The 20,694-nt window shown below is 43.9% G+C and carries 15 protein-coding genes; 3 read left to right on the top strand and 12 right to left on the bottom strand.

Going from position 1 to position 20,694, the window contains the following annotated elements:
* Positions 1–19 precede the first annotated feature (19 nt).
* The 4 genes from QWZ04_RS21490 to QWZ04_RS21475 form a co-directional block, all read right to left on the bottom strand.
* On the bottom strand, positions 20–1,063 hold the full coding sequence (locus tag QWZ04_RS21490; protein WP_290330310.1) for an FAD-binding oxidoreductase: 1,044 nt from the start codon (positions 1,061–1,063) through the stop codon (positions 20–22).
* 105 nt (positions 1,064–1,168) lie between these two features.
* Entirely contained in the window at positions 1,169–2,830 is a 1,662-nt protein-coding gene (gene hcp, locus QWZ04_RS21485) for a hydroxylamine reductase (RefSeq protein ID WP_290330309.1), read from the bottom strand.
* A 191-nt stretch (positions 2,831–3,021) separates the two neighbouring features.
* The gene (norR, locus tag QWZ04_RS21480; RefSeq protein WP_290330307.1) at positions 3,022–4,557 is read right to left on the bottom strand and encodes a nitric oxide reductase transcriptional regulator NorR; all 1,536 of its coding nucleotides are present in this window, start codon (positions 4,555–4,557) and stop codon (positions 3,022–3,024) included.
* 100 nt (positions 4,558–4,657) lie between these two features.
* A complete protein-coding gene (locus QWZ04_RS21475; protein ID WP_290330306.1) occupies positions 4,658–7,582 on the bottom strand; it encodes a ligand-binding sensor domain-containing diguanylate cyclase in 2,925 nt (974 codons plus the stop codon).
* A 283-nt stretch (positions 7,583–7,865) separates the two neighbouring features.
* Here QWZ04_RS21475 and QWZ04_RS21470 point away from each other — a divergent pair, with 283 nt between their 5' ends.
* On the top strand, positions 7,866–9,050 hold the full coding sequence (locus tag QWZ04_RS21470; protein WP_290330305.1) for a DEAD/DEAH box helicase: 1,185 nt from the start codon (positions 7,866–7,868) through the stop codon (positions 9,048–9,050).
* A 218-nt stretch (positions 9,051–9,268) separates the two neighbouring features.
* Entirely contained in the window at positions 9,269–10,429 is a 1,161-nt protein-coding gene (locus QWZ04_RS21465) for a response regulator (protein ID WP_290330304.1), read from the top strand.
* Positions 10,430–10,523: 94 nt separating this feature from the next.
* Here the strand turns inward: QWZ04_RS21465 and QWZ04_RS21460 are convergent, their stop codons facing one another.
* The 8 genes from QWZ04_RS21460 to QWZ04_RS21425 all read right to left on the bottom strand — a co-directional run bounded on the left by QWZ04_RS21460 (position 10,524) and on the right by QWZ04_RS21425 (position 20,002).
* Positions 10,524–12,014, bottom strand: coding sequence for a tripartite tricarboxylate transporter permease (locus QWZ04_RS21460; protein ID WP_290330303.1), 1,491 nt, complete (start codon positions 12,012–12,014; stop codon positions 10,524–10,526).
* A gap of 9 nt (positions 12,015–12,023) precedes the next feature.
* Complete coding sequence (locus QWZ04_RS21455) at positions 12,024–12,488, bottom strand: tripartite tricarboxylate transporter TctB family protein (RefSeq protein WP_290330302.1); 465 nt, start codon at positions 12,486–12,488, stop codon at positions 12,024–12,026.
* Between the two features lie 68 nt (positions 12,489–12,556).
* Positions 12,557–13,483, bottom strand: coding sequence for a tripartite tricarboxylate transporter substrate binding protein (locus QWZ04_RS21450; protein WP_290330301.1), 927 nt, complete (start codon positions 13,481–13,483; stop codon positions 12,557–12,559).
* Positions 13,484–13,494: 11 nt separating this feature from the next.
* Positions 13,495–13,977, bottom strand: coding sequence for a hypothetical protein (locus QWZ04_RS21445; RefSeq protein WP_290330300.1), 483 nt, complete (start codon positions 13,975–13,977; stop codon positions 13,495–13,497).
* A gap of 630 nt (positions 13,978–14,607) precedes the next feature.
* Positions 14,608–16,245: a methyl-accepting chemotaxis protein gene (locus QWZ04_RS21440; RefSeq protein ID WP_290330299.1), complete on the bottom strand. Its 1,638-nt coding sequence runs from the start codon at positions 16,243–16,245 to the stop codon at positions 14,608–14,610.
* 210 nt (positions 16,246–16,455) lie between these two features.
* The gene (locus QWZ04_RS21435; protein ID WP_290330298.1) at positions 16,456–17,727 is read right to left on the bottom strand and encodes a DUF1835 domain-containing protein; all 1,272 of its coding nucleotides are present in this window, start codon (positions 17,725–17,727) and stop codon (positions 16,456–16,458) included.
* A gap of 294 nt (positions 17,728–18,021) precedes the next feature.
* Positions 18,022–18,717 (bottom strand): VC0807 family protein, encoded by a 696-nt coding sequence (locus tag QWZ04_RS21430; protein ID WP_290330297.1) that lies wholly within the window; start codon positions 18,715–18,717, stop codon positions 18,022–18,024.
* 388 nt (positions 18,718–19,105) lie between these two features.
* Complete coding sequence (locus QWZ04_RS21425) at positions 19,106–20,002, bottom strand: LysR family transcriptional regulator (protein WP_290330296.1); 897 nt, start codon at positions 20,000–20,002, stop codon at positions 19,106–19,108.
* Positions 20,003–20,112: 110 nt separating this feature from the next.
* Between QWZ04_RS21425 and QWZ04_RS21420 the strand changes: the two genes are divergently transcribed.
* Positions 20,113–20,664: an NAD(P)H-dependent oxidoreductase gene (locus QWZ04_RS21420; RefSeq protein ID WP_290330295.1), complete on the top strand. Its 552-nt coding sequence runs from the start codon at positions 20,113–20,115 to the stop codon at positions 20,662–20,664.
* Positions 20,665–20,694: the final 30 nt, after the last annotated feature.

The following is a 20,694-nucleotide window of genomic DNA, read 5'->3' as shown; positions in this document are numbered from 1 at the left end:
TCTGTGGTTTGCAGTCAAGCTAACCCAACTCTACTTCAACATCACTCTGCACTTTTGAAGAACATGCCAACACGTAGCCTTGCTTAATGTCTTCAGCTGTTAATGCTCCTTGACTAGTGCTAACGACCTCTCCTTTGGTCACTTTACACTTACAAGATCCGCATATACCACTGCGACATGCCACAATGATCGGTAAGCCCGCACTTTCAAGAGCATCGACTAAGGTTGCACCGTTCTCTAATTCAACTTCTTTATCAAAAGCCGGCACGCTCAATGTTACCGTTGAATTAGCCGCTTGCGGTTCATCTTCTGAATTCAACTCTGTTTGAATAGGTGTAAAGCTTTCTTGGTAGAAGTGAGCCATATCAAACCCAAGATCACGGAGGTTATTTTCCATGTCCTGCATAAACTGGACAGGCCCACATAAATACACACTACGCTCTAAGATATCGTCACAAAGCGTAGTTAACCATTGCGAATCAAGGCGGCCTTGAGGATGCTTACTTTGTTTCGCATCTTTAAGTAACAACTTGAGATCGAACTGATCAAATTCTCGATCCAGCTGTTCTAGCTCATCAAAATAAATGGTTTTCTCTGGGCTTTTTGCCATATGGATAAAATTGATATCCATGTCATCTTGCTTAGCTAGCCATTGCTTACTCATCGACATAACGGGCGTAATACCACAGCCAGCGCTGATCAACGCCACTTTGCGTTTTGGCACATTATCAATAGAGTTAAAACTACCGGCAGGTCGAAGAACCGACACCACGTCACCAGGATTCAAGCTATCCACAATATGGTTAGAAACCTTGCCGCTATCAACGCGTTTAATGGTCAATTGGATTGCAGTTTGCTTAGGTAATGAACTGATGGAATACGCTCGATATTCGGTTTTTCCATCGATTTCTAAACCAAGAGAAATAAACTGACCCGGCTTAAAATCAAACCCTTTTGGGTTATTTTCCGGTGCAATCAATACACTCACGGTATCGTCGGTTTCAAACCATTTTTTTTGGCAAACCATATTAACTGGCGTGCTTTCTGGCCATTGGAATGTCATGGGAGTTCACTTCTTGTAGTAGGTGGAGAGGAATAACGAACAACGGCCTCCATACCTAATGCCAATTGAGGCGCGGGTAATCTGAGGCCGTTCTTATTTCATCAATTATGCAGAAAGGATGGTTTTCATATCATCTTCTACGTTGGTGATGCTACGCATGTCGAACTTGTCTTCAATAATAGACAACAGGTTCTCGGTTAGGAATGCCGGCGCTGTTGGGCCCGTGTAAATTCCCTTAACACCTAAAGCGAATAGCGTCAGTAGAATAACAATCGCTTTTTGCTCGAACCAAGACAGCACAAGCGTTAATGGCAATTCGTTGATGTCACAATCAAACTCTTTAGCCAGAGCCAGTGCCAGTTGGATTGCAGAATAAGCATCGTTACATTGACCAACATCTAACAAGCGTGGAATGCCGTTGATGTCGCCAAACTCGTTTTTGTTGAATCGGAATTTACCACAAGCCAAAGTCAAGATTACGCTGTTGTCTGGTGCTGCTGCAGTGAAATCTGTGTAGTAGCTACGTTCAGATTTGTCACCATCACAACCACCAACAAGGAAGAAGTGACCAATGTTACCTTCTTTCACTTGCTCGATAACCGCAGGAGCTGCAGCCATCAGGGCATTACGGCCAAAACCAACGGTGATCATGTGCTCAATTTCGTTATGTTTGAAGCCTTCAAGGTTCAATGCACAATCAATGACTGTTCCAAAATCATCACCTTCAACGTGGGCGACACCAGGCCAGCCAACAATACTACGGGTGAACAAACGGTCTGCATATTGGCCAACATCTGGGCTCAACAAACAGTTAGATGTCATCACGATTGCGCCAGGGAAGTTTGCGAATTCTTTTTGTTGGTTCTGCCATGCGCTGCCGTAGTTACCCGCTAGGTGTGGGTATTTTTTCAACTCAGGGTAAGCGTGAGCAGGAAGCATTTCACCGTTAGTGTAAACGTTAATGCCTTTGCCTTCTGTTTGCTGAAGGATTTTCTCAAGGTCATGTAAGTCATGACCAGAAACTAGAATACACTTGCCAGCAATGGTTTTTACGTTGACTTGTGTTGGCTCTGGGTGACCAAAGGTTTTTGTTTCGCCTTCGTCCAACATTTCCATCACACGGTAGTTCATCAAGCCAATTTTCATTGAGCAGTCTAATAGCTCACCTAAGTCTGTTGGGTCTGTTCCCAACCAACTCATGATCTCGTGGTATTCCGCGTAAACCGTCGTATCTGTTTCTCCTAGAACACAAGCGTGTTCCATGTACGCCGCCGCGCCTTTAAGGCCGTATAAGCAAAGTAGACGTAAACCGATAACATCTTCATGAAGCGCATCATGACCGCGATTAACCGCCGCTTCTGGTGCAACTGCCAACAGTTGAGTTGGATCACTTGGCAGCTCAAATTTAGCCGCAGGTGACAGTGCTGGCACTTCTACGTCTGCTAATGTCGCTGCAGCGCGAACAGACTGTTCAAGTTGCTGCTTGTACTGATTCGCTTGCTGAACAAACTCGATGATACGCGCTGGGTCAAAGTTAACGTTGGTTAATGTCGCGAAAAATGCTTTTGGTGCCCATTGGTCAATTTCTTCAACAACGATGTCTAGTTGACGCCCCAATTCAGCCCAAAATGAAACCCCTTGCAGCATGTACACTAATACATCTTGCAGGTCAGAAACTTCTGACGTCTTGCCACACATACCTTGTGTGAAAGAACAGCCTTTAATGGTTGGGGTTTGAATGGTTTGTTCACATTGAATACAGAACATTTGCTCGCTCCATTGATTAATTATCGATGTCGGTCACTTGCCAACATCGTATCTATTTTGCAGCTATATTGCAGGAGACGTGCCAACCATTAACCTGTTGAATATAAACAATTTATATAAACCCCACCTTTAGTGCTGATGTAATAATAACAACACCTTCGTTGTATTTATTACATCAAAAATTGGAAAAGCTAAGCCTTTGTGATACCTAGTTTTTTGCCCATACGATAGAGGTTTCCTCGATCAATCTGTAGGAACTGAGCAGCTTGCGACCAAACCCCATTAGATTCGCTTAAAGCGTGTTCAATTAATTGCTTTTGATACCCTTCAACTAAGTCGCGCATGTTTTGGCTTTCTTGTGGGAAAAAATTCGTTGTCATATTTACATCATTACCCACATTCTGTTCATCAACAAAATGCTCAAGAGAAATAATATGCTCTCCCTGCTGGATGGTTTTTAACGCAACTCTCATCAAGGTATGTTCCAACTCGCGGACATTCCCCGGCCAGTACGACTGCTCTAAATGAGTCAAACATTTAGGGTGCAAATGCAGATTATGAACATTAAATTGCGTCCGGACTTTGTCCAACAGATGCCCAGCCAACACAGGCACGTCTGATTCACGTTCTCTGAGCGGAGGAACATGAATAGGAAACACGTTCAAACGGTGGAATAGGTCTGCGCGGAAGTTACCCAGTTCAACCTCCTTTGCCAAATGACGATTAGTTGCGGCTATCACACGAACATCCACCAGCAAATGCTTGTCGTTACCCACTCGTTGGACTTCACCCTGCTGGATCACTCGTAACAGCTTGGCTTGTATTAGGAGTGGCAGTTCACCGATTTCGTCGAGAAAAAGAGTGCCACCATCGGCGAGTTCAAATTTACCGGCACGATGGCTGTTTGCCCCAGTAAATGCGCCCTTTACGTGACCAAATAATTCACTTTCCGCCAAAGACTCAGGTAATGCTGCACAGTTAACGTAGATCATCGGCTTATCACTTCGTTGCGATAATTCATGCACACTGTGGGCAACCAACTCTTTGCCTGTGCCCGTTTCTCCACTGATTAATACTGCGTAATCCGACTGGGCAACCATATTGATATTGGTTCTTAAACGGTTGATTTGAGGACTGATACCAACAATTTCGCCTTGCTGAACACGTGCTTGTTCAATCAAGGTTTGAGTAATAGATCGTTGTTGGCGGTGCTTTGCTTTTAACGCATCTAATTGAGAGCGGTTACGAAGTGTTGCTGCCGCTAAGGCCGCGAAGGTTTCTAATTGAATATTCTCGATCGAATCGAAAGCACCCACTTTCAATGCATCAAGCGTCAGCGCTCCAACTAATTTGTCCTCTACATACAAACTGCAACCTAAACAGTCGTGTACGTCAATGCTAACGGTGTCATTAAGCATCAAGCCATCAAATGGATCGGGCAATTCACTTGCTGACTCAAACCGAACTGGATGTTTGGACGCTAATATCGCTTCCAACCGAGGATGGGCGGTTGGAAAGAACCGACGACCTAATACCGCAGGCGACAGCCCTTGCATCGCCACAGGTTTGAGAAACCCTTCCTCGTCGAGCACAAACAGCGCCGAAGCATCGCATGGGAACACTTGATGCAGCGAGTCGATCAAGCGTTGATAGTGTTTGTCGTTAGATAAGTTAGAACTCAGATCCAAAGCGATCTGCAATAATACGTTTTCAATTGCGGGTTTCATACGGCTCTCCATTTGAGAGCGCAGTTTACCTAATTGATGTAATAACTACATCACATTATCACTAGAACCTTAAAACTCGCCCCCTTTCACCTAGGGAACGTTAATTCATTTCAAATTCTACTTCACTATCTTCTAAGTGATATCGAGACACCCCATCTCGGCCTGAATTCTTAACTTCAAATAGCGCGCTATCAGCACAGCGGAGTAATTCATCAAAGTCGTGACAAGTGCTTGCCGTTACCATACCGATACTGATGGTGACACTTAGCCCATCAGCTACCAATGACAAGTCGTGGCTGCGAATGGCATTGTTGATGCCCACACAGATTTGATACACATCGTCTGTGCTCCACCCAACAATGCCCAGAACAAACTCTTCTCCGCCCCAACGTGCCATCATTGCGCCACTCGGGGTGTGGTTATCTAGAATCGTCGCTACATGCCTTAATACATGATCACCCGCAATATGAGTAAACCGGTCATTAACCAGCTTAAAGTGATCAAGATCGAGCATCACAATCGATAAGGATTCACCACTTTGATGCTCCGTCACGTCGTTTATCCAGTCATCAAATGCTCTTCTGTTCGGTAAGCCCGTCAGTAAATCTTCCCTTGCTTGTTGCTCAAATGCACTCGCCTGTAATTGCAACTCGTGAGTCTTTTCTTCAACCTGCTTTTTCAACTTTAGTTTCGCTGCGTGTAACAGGTGGATGCGCCATGTGACTAATAGCATCATCGACATTACAAACAAAGCAACGATGCCAACCTGAACTACAGGCCGCTGCCACCAGTAAGGCGCTATCGTGAAAGCAAAATTCGCCTGATTAACGTAATTAGGGTGGTAAGGGTAATAAGCACTAACCACGAAATTGTAGCTACCTGGCGGTAAATTAGTAAACTCCGCATGGCCGGTCACTCCCCTTTCAGTCCATTCACTTTCAAACCCCTCTAGCTTGGTTTTGTAACGAATTACATGAGAAGAAATATAACCTAAACCAACGAATTCAAACTGTATTCGTTGACTACCGGCTTCAAGTTCGACGGGACGAGAACTAAAAACACTAATGTCTGATTTATCCGACAGAGCCGTTTCAATCACTGTAGGAAAACTTGGCGTAACCAATAATCTAAACCGACTTGGGTGAGTAGAAGCCACTCCTTTCGCGGTCGCAAACCAAAGGTGCTCTCTCGAATCAACGGCCGCAGCTGGGTTAGACCCACCATTAAGCTGAGCCGTAGGCAGACCATCAATTTCACTAAAATGCTCAAAGTCGATGGTATCTAACTCACCATTGGCGACTGCATGGGCGTCTTCCATTGACACACGCCAAATTCCCCGGTTAGAAGTCAGCCAATAGTAGCCACTTGAATCGGGAACAATCTGAAACAATTTGTCGATAGGTAGCCCATTAATACGGCTAACTGAAGATAAGGTTTTATCTTGATAACGGTAGCGAATAAGGCCGCGGTCTGTGGTCATCCATAAGTAACCCTCTTCCAAATAAAAGCCAAAAATGTACTCTGCACTTTCAAATGGGGCTAAATCGTACTCTGTGACGTTTTCTTTGCCCACCTCATCGGTAGTAATCATGGCGACACCACGTCCCGTACCCACCCATACTTGATTCAAGTGATCAATGGTTAAAGTCATGACATAGTTATCAGGAAGCCCACTACCTCTGTTATATAGCTGATAAGAACCGTCGGCGTTATATCTCATTAAACCGCTGGTTGTTCCCACCCACAATGTACCATTGCCTTGCTCTGCAATCGCTCTGACTTCATTGCTTGGTAGGTTGCTAAGCGAAACCGGTGATAACGTTTTATTTTGATACGAAAACACTCCGTGGCTGTATGACCCAACCCAAGCGCCCCCATCGTTACTGGGTGCTAGGCTCAAAATCGACAGCTGTCTTTGCGTCTGCTTTTGCTCATCAAAAGAGGTAATGTTAGTGACTTTTTTCCCATCCAGCACACTTAAGCCGCTGCTCGTTCCAACCAAGGTTTGCCCGCCGTCCAATGGCATCACCGTTCGCACGTAATCGCCACTCATGCCTCGTGTTGTATCCCAGCTACGAAATGGAGCATGACGCAGGCGAGTAAGCCCTGTATTCGTGCCTATCCATATCGAAGCTTCTCTATCTTGGAATAAAGACAATATTCGGCTATGTGGTAAACCATCGCGTTCTGTTAAGGACGCTAAGCGAGAATTAAAGTAGCGGTAAATACCTTGGTTCACGGTTCCAAACCAATACTGACCTTGGTTGTCTACCAATACATTGGAGATGTTAAAATGATTAAGTCGTTCATCAATACGGCTGATCTTACCGTTGTAAAACTGCCACGCTCCGTCGTCTCCGCCATATATGATCCGGCCTTGCGAATCCTCTGCGGCAGAAAAGACTTTCCTATCACGCTGGCTGATTAACTTGGGTTGGCCGTTAGAGACCCGGTACAAACCCTTGCTGGTTGACGCCAAAACATCACCATTCCGGCTCTGATATAATTTATACACGCTGACTGAGGGTAGAATAACCTGATTTTTGGCTTCAAGATCAGAACGATAAACCAGCCCTAAACCTTGCAAGCCAACCCACATGCCGCCACTTTTCTCGCGTAGTAATGCGTTAACAAGGTTTTTAAAAGGTGCGACGGCTTGCCAGTTGCCTGGTTCTCGGTAAACAATGCCTCCTCTCGCTCCACCTGCTAGCAGACCTCCATTTGTGTCTGCATAAAGTGCGCGGGTACCTGAGTCTCGCATTTTGCTGTGTTCATCACGGGTGAAGTGAGTAAATTCTCGACCGTTAAAACGCGCTATCCCTTCCCACGTGGCGAACCATAAGTAGCCATCTTCAGTTTGTGCAATGGCGTTAATGCTGTTGTGAGGCAGGCCTTGTTTACTCGTCCATGTTTCATAGATGTATTCATCGAGCAATGAGGCTTGAGAAACAAGAGAGGTCATCAATAAAGTGATGAGCATCCAAACTTGTGTAAACAAGCCGGATGAGGGTCGATATAGCATCATGAACATTCCTTGTTGGTGCTTACTGACGCTGTGCAGAATAATGCAATACATCACCTCACTCAATATTTAAGCGGTATTACATATTAATTACTGCGAACTCAGTTGCATCTGTACTGATAATTGGGTTAATTCACCTCGATCTCACTCAATAATGCAAAAACCAAAGCAACCTAATTCAATCTGTTCTGCCTAAAGTTTTGCTTTCTGCTAGAATACGCGCCAATCGATGCTGTTAAGCCGTTGGCTTTAACTTTCTATCATTTAAATACACTGAGACAACCTGATGCCATTTTCCCAACTTGGATTAAGCGATCCGATTCTTAAAGCCGTAGCTGACCTAAGTTACGACAAACCGACTTCTATTCAAGAACAGGCGATTCCGATCGTTTTACGCGGCAGCAATCTGATCGCAGCAGCGCAAACGGGTACCGGTAAAACAGCCAGTTTCGTGTTACCTATTCTTGAAAAATTAAGCGGTGCAGAAACACAGCGCAAAAAACGCATTCGAGCACTGATCTTGGTTCCTACTCGTGAGCTGGCGATTCAAGTTGCTGCAAACATCAAACAATACGCTAAGCACTTGCCACTTAAATCCATGGCAATGTACGGTGGTGTCGATGAAAAACCACAGAAACAGCGTCTACTAGACGGTGTAGATGTGTTAGTGGCGACCCCAGGTCGTTTGCTTGATATGTATACCCAGCGAGCTATCCACTTTGAAGAAGTAGAAATGCTGGTGCTCGATGAAGCTGACCGCATGCTGGACATGGGTTTCATAGAAGATCTCAATAAGATCATGGACAGGCTGCCACTTGATACCCAGAACTTATTGTTCTCTGCAACCTTATCTAAAAAAGTACGCGAGCTCGCCAAAACAGCCGTTGAAAACCCAGAAGAAATCACCATTACGGCGGCAAGTGCGAGTCAAAGCAACATCAACCAGTGGATCACCACGGTTGATAAAGACAGAAAATCAGCACTACTTAGCCACATGATCCAAGAAAATGACTGGGATCAGGCGCTCATCTTCATTGCCACCAAGCATGGTGCTGGTAAGTTGGTTGCTCAGCTAGCAAAACGTGGCATTGAAGCAGATTGTATTCACAGTGGCCGTACTCAAGAGATCCGCTCCCAAGTGCTGGCCAACTTTAAATCAGGCAAGACTAAATACCTCATTGCAACAGGCGTTGCTGCTCGTGGTATCGATATCGATGAACTGACTCGTGTTATTAACTATGACTTGCCATTCCCGGCCGATGATTACGTACACCGTATTGGCCGTACAGGCCGTGCTGGTAAATGCGGTGAAGCAATTTCACTGGTTTCTAAAGATGACTTTAAAAATCTATGCATGATCGAAAGCCGATTGGATCATTTGTTAACACGTAAGGTAATTGAAGGCTTCGAACCTCGTAAAGAAGTGCCGATTTCTGTGTTGAACTACGTACCTAAGCACAAGCGAAAATAACCACTCGCGAACATAGTATCCCCAAATAGCTCGAAAAGGCTGGCATGAATGTCAGCCTTTTTTTGTTCTCTCCTTTCCCATTACTTAAATTTTCTTGATCTATCTCTCGGTTTTTGCCCCTTTCTTAAATCTGCTGCTACACTCAAAACTAGTAATACAATTTCATATAAAAAAAACACAATAAAAACAATTAGATCGTTCAGGGCTAGGAATACAATATGGAATCGCAATACAAACTACTATTAGTCTCCTCTGAGTTGCGTTTGTGCCAGGAGCTAACGGCTAAGCTAGAAAAAAAGTATCATCTTAAGGTAGTGTCGGAAGTTATCGACGCACAAAATCACATAGAAACCGATAAGCCAGACGTCATTATTCTAGACTCGCACCTAAATAATGAGTCAATTACAACCTTTCAAGAAAACCTGGTTGAGCTGAAACAGCGGGCCGGGTTTGCCATCATCAGCATTGTTGAAAAAGATGAAATGGAACAGCGGCTAACAGCTTATGCAGCCGGCGCGACAGACATCATTCGTCGAGACTTCAACGAACAAGAATTACTCGCAAAACTTAACGTAATTGAGCAGTATCTTCGAGACAAGTCAGATCTATTGATTGAGTGCGAAGAAGCTAAATCGGCCTCTTTTGAGTTCATGAAAGAAGCGAGCCAGTACGGTTTAGTGCTGCAATTCTTCAGAAACCTTGCCTGTTGCAACTATATTGAACAACTCAGTTTTACTCTATTCCAAACGTTAGAGTCTTTCGATTTGCATGCCTCATTGCTGATCAGAGACGATGAAAATCATTATTTTGATAATCAAACCGGTATCGTAAAACCCATTGAACGTAACATTTTCGATTTACTGCGTAATGAGGGCCGGATATACGAGTTCGGTAATCGGATGATCCTAAATGACATCCATACCGCATTTTTAGTTAAGAATTTACCAGATGACGATGAACGAATGGTGGGCCAACTCAGAGACGTACTCGCGTTAATGATTGAGGGGTTAGAAGCTAAATTTCTAGATATACAGCGCCAAAGCATGTTGCAAGATATGGTCGAAGAAATTGCCGATTCAATTAGTGGGGTTAGCCACAATGTCGAGCGCTTCGATGCGATTTCAGCCAATAACTATAATAATGCCATTGCTGCGTTAAACTCTGCATTTCATTACTTAGGGCTCACAGAGGATCAAGAAGAACAGTTATCTACGCTGTACGAAAAAGGCTTTAAAGAAATGCAGTTTGCAAAAAAAGAGCTCACTGAAGTGCAAGCTACCCTCTCGGCATTACTTGAAAAAGTGAACAGCACTGACATCACCCATAAACCAGACAAAAAACCGCCGGAAGACTTAGGCGGTGAAGTGGAGCTGTTTTGATGACGTTGTGATAACAAATCTAGTCATAAATAAAAAACCGATGATTGTACGTCATCGGTTTTTGAATTTTTGATTATTACAATTTTTCAATTCGCTAAGGGGTGGCTGTTGCAGCCGCCTTTTTCTTCATTTTCATTGTTGAATAAACAGAAAATGCGGCGAGTAAAATAAAGGCCAGTGCAATCGGTCTTTCATAAAGGAATGACCAACTACCTTCATACATCAATAATGACTTCCTTAAGTTCGTTTCCGCCATCGGCCCTAAAATGATGGCCAACAGTATCGGTGACGATGGAATTTCCAGCTTACCCAATACAAAACCCAGCACACCAAAACCAATCGCGATGCCTACGTCAAACATAGAGTTGTTGATAGCGTATGCGCCGATAATCGACAGGAACACGATGATCGGAATCATCAGAATTTTCGGCACTTCAATGATTCGACAGAAGTATCGGATACCCACTAAGCCGATGATCAGCATCACAATGTTAGCAACAAGCATCGAGCTGAATACGCCATAAACCACTTCAGGATTTTGGGCAAACAACAGTGGACCAGGCGTTAAGCCTTGAACAATCAAAGCCCCCAGTAAAACGGCAGCAACCGCATCACCCGGTACACCGAGCGTTAGCAAAGGAACAAGCGAACCACCGGTTACGCCGTTATTTCCAGCTTCCGCCGCGGCTAAGCCATGAACAGAACCTTTACCAAACTCTTCAGGGTTTTTAGCCGAACGTTTTGCTTCGTTGTAACAAACAAACGCCGAGATATCCGCACCCGCACCCGGAACTGAACCAATGGTTGTACCCATCAAACCACTCTTTATCGCAGTTGGCATCATGGTTTTTAAATCCGCCTTACTTAGCAACTTGTGGCTAAATTTAACGGGCTTTTCTTGCTTATCTTTAATGATGCGTTCTAGTTGATTAAGCGCTTCAGATAACGCAAATAAACCAATCAACACAGGAATAACGTTAATACCGCTATACAGATCCATCACATCAAAGGTAAAGCGCGGTACGCTGCTGATTGGGTCGAGACCAATGGTAGAAACCAACAAGCCAATTGTACCGGCAAGTAATCCTTTTGCGATGTTCTTGGACGATACACTGGCAATGATGGTTAAACCAAACAGAGCGAGAGCAAAGTATTCTGGTGCGTTAAACCTCAGTGCGAAATCTGCCAGTAAAGGCGCTACCGCAATAAGAATAACCGTACTGATCAGGCCGCCAACAAAAGAAGCCACCGCTGAGATACTTAGAGCACGTGCCGCTTCTCCTCTTGCCGCCAGAGTATGGCCATCAAGGACTGTCGCGGCAGACGCTGGGGTACCCGGAGTTTTTAGCAAAATTGCGGCTATCGACCCGCCGTAAATACCACCAATGTATACGCCTATCAGCATGACCAATGCCGCTGTTGGCTCCATACCAAAAGTAAATGGTAATAAGATAGCAACACCCATCGTGGCCGTAAGCCCCGGTAGCGCGCCAAGAATAATCCCACCTAACACGCCAAAGACGAGCACAGGAAAGACCGAAAAACTAAAGGCCGTAAGTAAGCCATTCATCAGGTGTTCAAGCATAGGGAACTCCTAAAACAATGCGCCTTCCGGTAGTGCAATGACAAACACCTCACCGAAAAGATAATAAATACAGAATACAAAAATCACCGCCACTGCATAATAAAGCGGCTTTTTGACTTTGAAGTACAACAAATAGAAAACAAATGCGGTTAAGCTCGCGATTAGGTATCCCAAAAAGTAAATAAGAACCGCATAACCGGCAAGGTAACCTAAACCAAAAATGGAAAGCTTAGAGAAAATAGGAGAAACAGCTTCGTTGGTATCAGCGTTAGCCGTGTTGGCTTTTGCCATTTTGTGTTGAACCAATAAAACGATACATAGAATAATTTGAGCAATAACGATAGCCGTAGGGAAAAACGCAGCATCAACACTGGCTTCCTGAAACATAGGCTCTTCAAACAATGTAATTAGATACAAAGTGACTGCACTGATGACAATCAGAAGGGACGGGAAAACGACATTTCTATTTAGCATAGAATCCATCCTTAAAAATGAGGAAAGTACAGGCCAGCGCAAACTGGCCTGTCAAAAGTAAAGTATAATTAGTTAATTAGAGTGCCTAGCGATTTTGTATCTTCTTTAACAAACTGAGTAAATTCTTCAGCGTTTAAGTTATGAATCGTCATTGCGCCATTTTCCATGAACGACTTAAACTCTTCAGAAGCCATCGCTTGGTCGAATGCTTTACCTAACACGTCAATCACTTCTTGAGGTGTGTTTTTAGGAGCACCGATACCACGCCATGTACCCGTTACAACGTCAACGCCTTGTTCTTTAAGTGTTGGTACATCTGGGATGTAAGCAATACGTTCATTGGACATCACACCCAGAGATTTCAACTGACCAGAACGAAGTTGAGAAATCGCTTCACCTGGAGTTACCATAGTAACGTCTGTGTGATGACCAAGCAGTGCTGGAATCGCTTCAGAAGAACCATTGTAAGGAATCGCATTTAACTTGATGCCTTGGTCTTTTTCTAGAGCCATTAAGTAGAAGTTTGGTTTAGCAGTAGAAGCGAATTTCACTTTACCTGGCGCTTTCTTCGCCTCAGCGATCAAATCGTTAATGGTATTGTATGGGCTGTCAGCAGGTACGAGCACAACTGCTGGATCAAGGTTAACCATGCGAATCAATTTAAAGTCATCGGCATCGTGTCTCATTAGGCCCATCTGTGGCAGTGATGCAATTTCACGAGTCACAACCGTTAGGGTATAACCATCCGCTTTTTGTTGAGCGCCAAAACTCATACCAACGGCACCCGCACCACCAGTACGGTTCATTACTGCAATGTTTTTGCCCAAAATGTCTTTCGTACTGTTTGCAATAGTACGACCAACAGCATCAGTACCACCACCCGCACCAAATGGCACTACAAGACGAATGTTTTTACTAGGATAATCTGCCGCTCCAGACGCGGAGGAAACTAGGATACCAGCAGAAATTAATAGTGTTTTTAGTAGCTTACTCATGGTCAAGACCTCTATTTAGTATTATATCTATAGGTTTGTGTAGGGTTTTCTATCTTATTGGTTTGGTAGTCGTGCATGGCTAACTGTTCCATTGCGAGGGCAATCCAGCCGCTTATCAACATGTCGTACCATTGTTGAACACCACTGCATCCAACTACAATGTCGCCATAGGTGAACGTTCCATAAAAAAGAACATCATCATCAGCGAGTGAGGTTGGGTGAAGTGACTGAGTGTGTAGGTTTGCAGTTCGGCTCTGCCACGCTTGTTTCGCTTTATTGCGAGCCAATTGGTCGAATTTGATGGTCCATTGTTCAGGGGAACCAATGGAAACTTCATGGAGGACAGCACTTTCAAAGTCACAATCCCATGGCTTTAGCCTAGGATCCATAATGACAATATGAAGTTCTTGTCGGTTGGTGCGTTCAAATAGCTTTTCGATAGAAGGTTTTACAACCTCTACTGCATCAATGGCGTATTCTTTATTGCTTCTCATTTGCTGTCCGTGTCGATGTTTACCTTGTATAGATACATATTATAATCCTACAAAAGGAACTCAACGCGATATCAGCCCAAGTGATAAGTCCATCACTTATAGCAGTTCAACTTTATGTAGCGCTCCACACAATTCAGAAAACAAACAGCACAATTGTATATTTGGATCACAGTTTATTGAAATACAAACGAAAGGTGCATTGTACATCAGCAACAAATAAACTAACGAAATGAGAGTTATCACTATAATACCCACGCCATTATATCAATAAAAATCAACTATTTACGCAATATCAGGGAGTAATTATAATTGGATTTCGTTTTATAAAACAAAAACAGAAAGGAAAATTGGACGACATCAGTTGAAAAAGAACATCTTAAATAGATACTTTGATAAAATCCGATGATGACAAAAATGTCGACATGATCACAGCTTATACACCCTCCATGAAAGGTTTCATGAAAAGCAAAACCAACTGACCATTTAATAATTAAGTATGATTAATATGAAAGAAAAAATAAAACGAGAGTGATGGCGTCCCAATTGCCGATGAAACTCAACTTTAACGACAATTGGGATAGCTGTTTGAGACGATTTTCTATTATAAGTGCTGTATTTATTCAAATTACGCTAAATTTTAAACTGAGAAATAAGCCCTTCTAGCTCTCCACATTGGTGATTTAACGTTTCTAGCGCTTGCTGAGCCTGTTGCACAACACCCACAATGTGATTGCTATTGTCCGCAATGGTTTGAACATTGTTGTTCACTTCTTCACTGACTTGCGTTTGTTGCCCTGCTGCTGTCGCGATATGCGTGTTCATTTCACTCATTTGGCTAATCGCATCCAGAATACGTGTTAATGACTCAGTAGCCGACCCCGCCGATTCTATGGTTGCATCCCCGCTGTGCTTGCTGTCTTGCATCACTTTTACGGCTTGGTTTGCGCCGGACTGCAAGCTTTCAATCATCGCTTGGATCTCTCCGGTACTCTTTTGAGTTCTGCTAGCCAATGAGCGTACTTCGTCGGCCACAACGGCAAAACCACGGCCTTGCTCTCCTGCACGCGCCGCTTCGATTGCGGCATTTAATGCTAATAGGTTCGTTTGATCGGCAATGTCGCAAATGACATCTAGAATTGATGCGATATTGCTTACGTCTTGGTTGACCGAATGAATAACACCACTCGCATTTTCAATGTCATCAGCCAATGCTCTTATCGAACCTACGGTAGAATCCAATACCTGACTGGTCGTTTGTACGTCTTCATTCGCATTCGCACTGACCGAAGCTGCTTCATGGGCATTCGCGCTCACACTCTGGCTCGTCATCTGCATTTCATGAACCGCTGCGGCCACTAACTCACTCTCTTGTTGCTGCTTAATCGTCGAGTCTGCAATCGATCGAGTTAGATTTTCCAAATTGCTCATCTCATTACGTACAGAAACCGTCGTTTCAACCACCTGAGAGATGGTTACCTGGATTTTGCTGGTAAAGTCATTGAACGCCTTAGCAAGGTGGCCGATTTCATCATTGCTGGAGATCTCTAATCGTTGACTTAAATCCCCGTCCCCGACTGCGATTTCGGTCATTGCTTTATTTATGTTCTCAATTGGCGTCACAATCATTCGAATTAAAAAAGCGGACAAAAATAAGGAAATGACAATAACGACCCCTGTCCCTGCTTCAATAATCAGCTCTGCTCTTTTTGATGAAGCTAGAATTTCTGCTTGTAAGGACGCTTGTTTATTTTCAACTGAGTCTTTTACTTGGTTCAAAGTTTTTCTAACCAAAATAAATTTGTTTTCAAATTCTACTTTATGAATATTGTAATAACTTGCCCATTGGGTTTGCGGCATAGCTAGCATCACTTCATACTCGTTCAGCCACTCATTCGCTTCGTTAACCAGTTTGGATAGAGCTTTTTCATCGTCTCGTGAAATCAGGTCGTTTTCAGCAAGAGAAGAAATCGACTCCATACGAGGTATGGCTTTATACGCGTTGTCTTGGAACTCGAACGTATGGTGCTTAATTTCATCTTGGGTGTCTGCAAGCACTAGTGCTTGAACCGCCGAAGTACTTTGGTATAAATCGCGATAAGCACTTTCTATTGTGAACAACGCAGGCACAACCTGTTGGTTTAACTGGTCTGTTAGCGATTCACGCTTTATTGACGTGATCACATTTACCAATGCGCTAATAGAAAACAGCACAATAATTACCACAACGGGGAACGTTATTTTCCACTTTATGGATAAGTTTCTAAACATTTACGATATTTCCTAATGAGATCAAAATATGATTTATTTATGACCAGATACTATCAGTAAAGGTTTAAAATAATTAGAGGATAAGAGAGGTAGTTCTACTAATTATATTTATCGTCATGACAAATATAATTATATGATTTGAACTCTTTATTAATTCAAAGCTATTAATAAAACGAACCCCGCCAAAAACGAGGCCCTGATGTAACTCTACTAGCAAGAAGCTAGGGTATCTAAATTTATGTGATCCCAACGCAAGTTCGTTTCTGGAGTAACTTCGACTCCACCAACCCAATAACTAACACGAGGTGGATTAACGTCTGTCAAGTAATCCCGCCCCGCTTCAGTCAAAGCAACTTGTTGTTCATACCATTCGTCGTCTTTTGATTCGTCGGTGATGCTACACAGTGGCGCCTTTCCTTGAGTCATTGACTTAATGAGCGCCCAATACATCACATCCCCAAGGTAACAAAGTGGGTCAATTTCTAGACTGAAATGACTGAATAGCGCCTTAACGGAAACCGGTGACGAAAGTGTCTCTAAATAATGTAATGTCTGGCATTGTGTGAAACTTAACCCCGTTTGTTCATGAGGCAGCTCTTGCAAATGTCGATGGATCACCGCTTTCGCATTGGTAAACAAATTAACCTCATTGCCGTGATAGAGCGTAACCAAATCATGAGGTGACGACGCACAAAATGCCTGCCAAAGTAGATTGGCTTGAGCATGATGGGAGGAACTGAGCACCTGACGCTTTTGCCATAAAGCACGAAGCGCTTCCGCTGGCAATTGGCCTAACCCGAGAAAGCGAGACTTCCCCGGATAACGGTTTATTTCAATGAACTCGATGGACTGATGTGCCTGAGAACAGAAATGGCTCAAAAGAAAATACAGCATCACTTGGTCGTAGTTATCGTGCTCTACCCAAAATACAATTCGCTGATAATTACGATCATTAAGTTGTGCCAACTTCTGCGCGTTACCATCAATCACTGACTGTGGGTCAGCCTCATGATTCCCCATTATGCTCAGCAGTTCATCGCAAACAAACTCGGCTCTTGATTGATTCATCACATCAAGATCTCTGTTAAGCGGCCCCATACAAAAAGGATCAATAAACGGTAGAAAGTCTCCGATAAATCCCGCCGATTGCAATGTTGCTTGTATGTCGTGGCCACAACGGACATGTAACGTTCGCAATTCTGCATCTGGCGCAGGAGCATTGCTCTTAATCGCATGGTGGTGCTTAACAAGGTGATCCGCGTGTTGCTTTATCTCGGCCCACGTTGTTAAGCCATGCTCTCTGGCAATAACCAGCTGAACGTCAGCAAGTTGTATCGTCAGCTGGCTTAGAGTATCGCCGCGTGGATGCTGATCTACGAGTGATTTAAGTTGCTGTCGATCACCAGAACGTACGGCTTTGAGACGCTGCTTAGCTTGGGATTTCAGTAGTGGGAAATTGAGGGAAAACGCATTTCTAGACATAAATTCACCGATCTCGTTGCTTCTGTGCTCACATATTCAGAAGAGATGGTAAACATACCAAATTGTTAGGTAACGACCGTGAGCAATACTACTGCAATATCACCGATCGTTACGATTCATTTCACTACTAGGCAAAGCACTAGCGTGAACGATACCCTGACTTTTTGTCTTTCCGTGAGCTGGCAGCATAGGTTAGGCTGGTGCCGCCATACTAACCGATTAAATCTATGTTATCAACGTTGTAAAGGATAAGGGCTTACCCTAAAAATAAACCCATACCATGCTGATTTCTGGCTACTTAGTGATAAAAATTTGTTCCGTTTCCAGTGATGTCATCGCGCGCACTTGACGCCAAACATAGTAAAATATACACATCATCATCAACATGCTTGGAACCGCTATCGCCGGGTAGCTATACAGTGTCAATTTGCCCAACTCTTCATTAAACGCTGCTGTACCTGATGGGCTGGTAACAATCCACGTCGCAAGAAAATAGTTCATCGCTGACGAAAACGCGAAAGTACTCGCAAACAGATAATTCGATGTCATTAAACAGCGCTCAAACCTATCACTGTTACTTGATTGAATGAGTCTTTCTTTAATCAGTGGCATGTTTAACAATGAGGGAGTGAATATCATCTTTTGGATAAACGGATAGCGGGTAAAGGTCGAACCAAGAACAGCCAAACCAATCACACCGGGAATCAGCGCTTCTTTTAACGCGAGCCAGCGAGTATCAAGTTCAAATAGACCAATGCCACCCGTCAATAACACGCTGACAAAGCCCAGTGCCGCAATGAAATTGAACTTCTTATTTCGAATTAACTCCATACCACCATAAGCGACAGGGAATGCCAGCGCGACGACCAGCGCCATCACCGTTCCAAGATGTTCGTCTCCACTGAACTTCATTAAAATAAACGAAGGAAGGAAAACGTTAAAAATAATCTCGAACAAGGGGTTCGATTTTTTGTTTACCGTATTACTCATAAATTCTCAGTGCACTATTTTATAGGAATAAATTTTCTAGGATTGTTCCTTGCCTACTCCAAGATGTAAAGGCTTAATGAGTTCATCCTATGTAACGACATGTTGCATCCGTGAGAGATCGAAGGTATTCGCAAGGTTTCCTGCCTTGAATTGGCCATCTTCCGCTCCATCATCTTTTGTACTGGATCTCTTAGAAAATGGAGTAAAGCTCTTAAAGCATAGCAGTGGCTATTAACTCATGATCATCCGACCTCTTCGTCCTTTAGTTTGCAATTTGCGTTAGCTTAGTTCTGTCGCCATATGCGACCATCAAAAAATCGAATGGCCTTGATAGATAAGCCCGTTTTCTTTGAAACTTCACCGATATACATAGACTCATCGCCCCTTGTCATTCTGGCTCGCCATTTTTTAAATGATCCATAAGCAATCTCAGCGGCAACATCGACTTATACTCTTTAGGAAAATACATATTCATGCTCGGTAATGTGATCAAATGTTCAGACAAAACCTCAACTAGAGCGCCGCTGGCTAACGCATCAGTGCAGTAATCACGAAACGTAAAGGTCAACCCTAGCCCTTGAAGTGCTTGGTCAATCGTCGCGGTGGATGAATTGGTTATCAAGTTACCCCGTATTTCTACCGGATAAGCACCATCAACACCTTCAAATATCCAAGGAGCCAATTGGCCGGAACTCGGAAAACGATAACGCAGACAGTTGTGATTGAGCAACTCGCTTGGTTGCTGTGGTGCGCCATATTTTTCAAGATATTCTGGGCTCGCGACCAGGGTTGTTTTCAACGGATCGCTTAGGTTTACGGCAACCATGTCTTCTGAAATCAACCCACCTATCCGAAAACCAGCATGAAAGCCTTCATCAAGGATGTCGGTTAATGCATCGGTTATGGACAGCTCCACCTCTATTTCAGGGTACTTCTTTTGGAAACCCGCCAGTTTATTTTGCATCAATAAGAAATAGGCAAACTCAGGTATCGCAAGCTTGAGTGAACCTCGCTCCGTATGCCCTGTCGTTTTTGCGCTGTACAAACCCTCGTCAAGTTGCTCAAAAGCAGGGCCAGTTCGCCTTGCTAGTGCGCGCCCAGCTTCAGTCAGGCTGATGGAACGAGTCGTTCGAATAAAGAGCGCAGTGCCAAGTTGTTCTTCCAGTTTTTTTAGCTGATGGCTGACCGTTGACGGCTTAACGCCAAGATCGTGCGCCGCACCACGCAAACTATTGTGGTTGGCAATGGCATTAAAAATTTCCAGTGTCGCTAAAGGCAAACGCATTGTTAGATTCCATTCACTAGTGAGTTAGATATTCGGCATATTGTTAATGTTATTGGGGTTAATTAAAGTTAGCAACAACAAAACGAACGAATCTCAACGAGGCCCAATTAATGAACACACTAGTGCTTACTGCTCACCCAGAGCTTTCAACCTCGACAGCGAACCGAACATGGTTTGAAGCTCTGTCAGGCGTGGATAATGTCGTGACTCGTGATTTAACGGCTGTCGGCGGCGCAACGATGCTATTTGACCCCGCTATTGAGCAGGCACTGATTGAACAGGCTGACCGCATTGTGATGCAGTTTCCCTTCTATTGGTACTCTTCACCGCCAGTGTTAAAGGCTTGGATTGATCAGGTGTTGCTGTACGGTTTTGCCTACGGCCAAGGTGGCGATAAATTGCACGGCAAAGAGCTCATTCTTGCCATCACCACCGGTGGCGCGGTGGAGAGCTTTCAGTCTGGCTCATTTAACCGCTTTAGCATGAATCAATTCCTTACTCCATTTGAGCAAACAGCAAAAATGGTTGGTATGACTTACTTACCCCCGTTTGTATTGCACAGCGCAATGAGCCGCGACAAAACCAAGCTAAATGCCAGTACGGACAAGCTAATTAACTATGTAACAAAACCCCGCATTGGTGCTTGTAACGAGGCTCTATAAACACGCTTGAACTAATGGGACATACACGAA

It is taken from the genome of Vibrio tapetis subsp. quintayensis (genome assembly GCF_030409945.1).
Lineage (GTDB): Bacteria > Pseudomonadota > Gammaproteobacteria > Enterobacterales > Vibrionaceae > Vibrio > Vibrio quintayensis.
The sequence above is the reverse complement of the archived record's forward strand: the minus strand, read 5'-3'. Positions and strand labels throughout refer to the sequence as shown.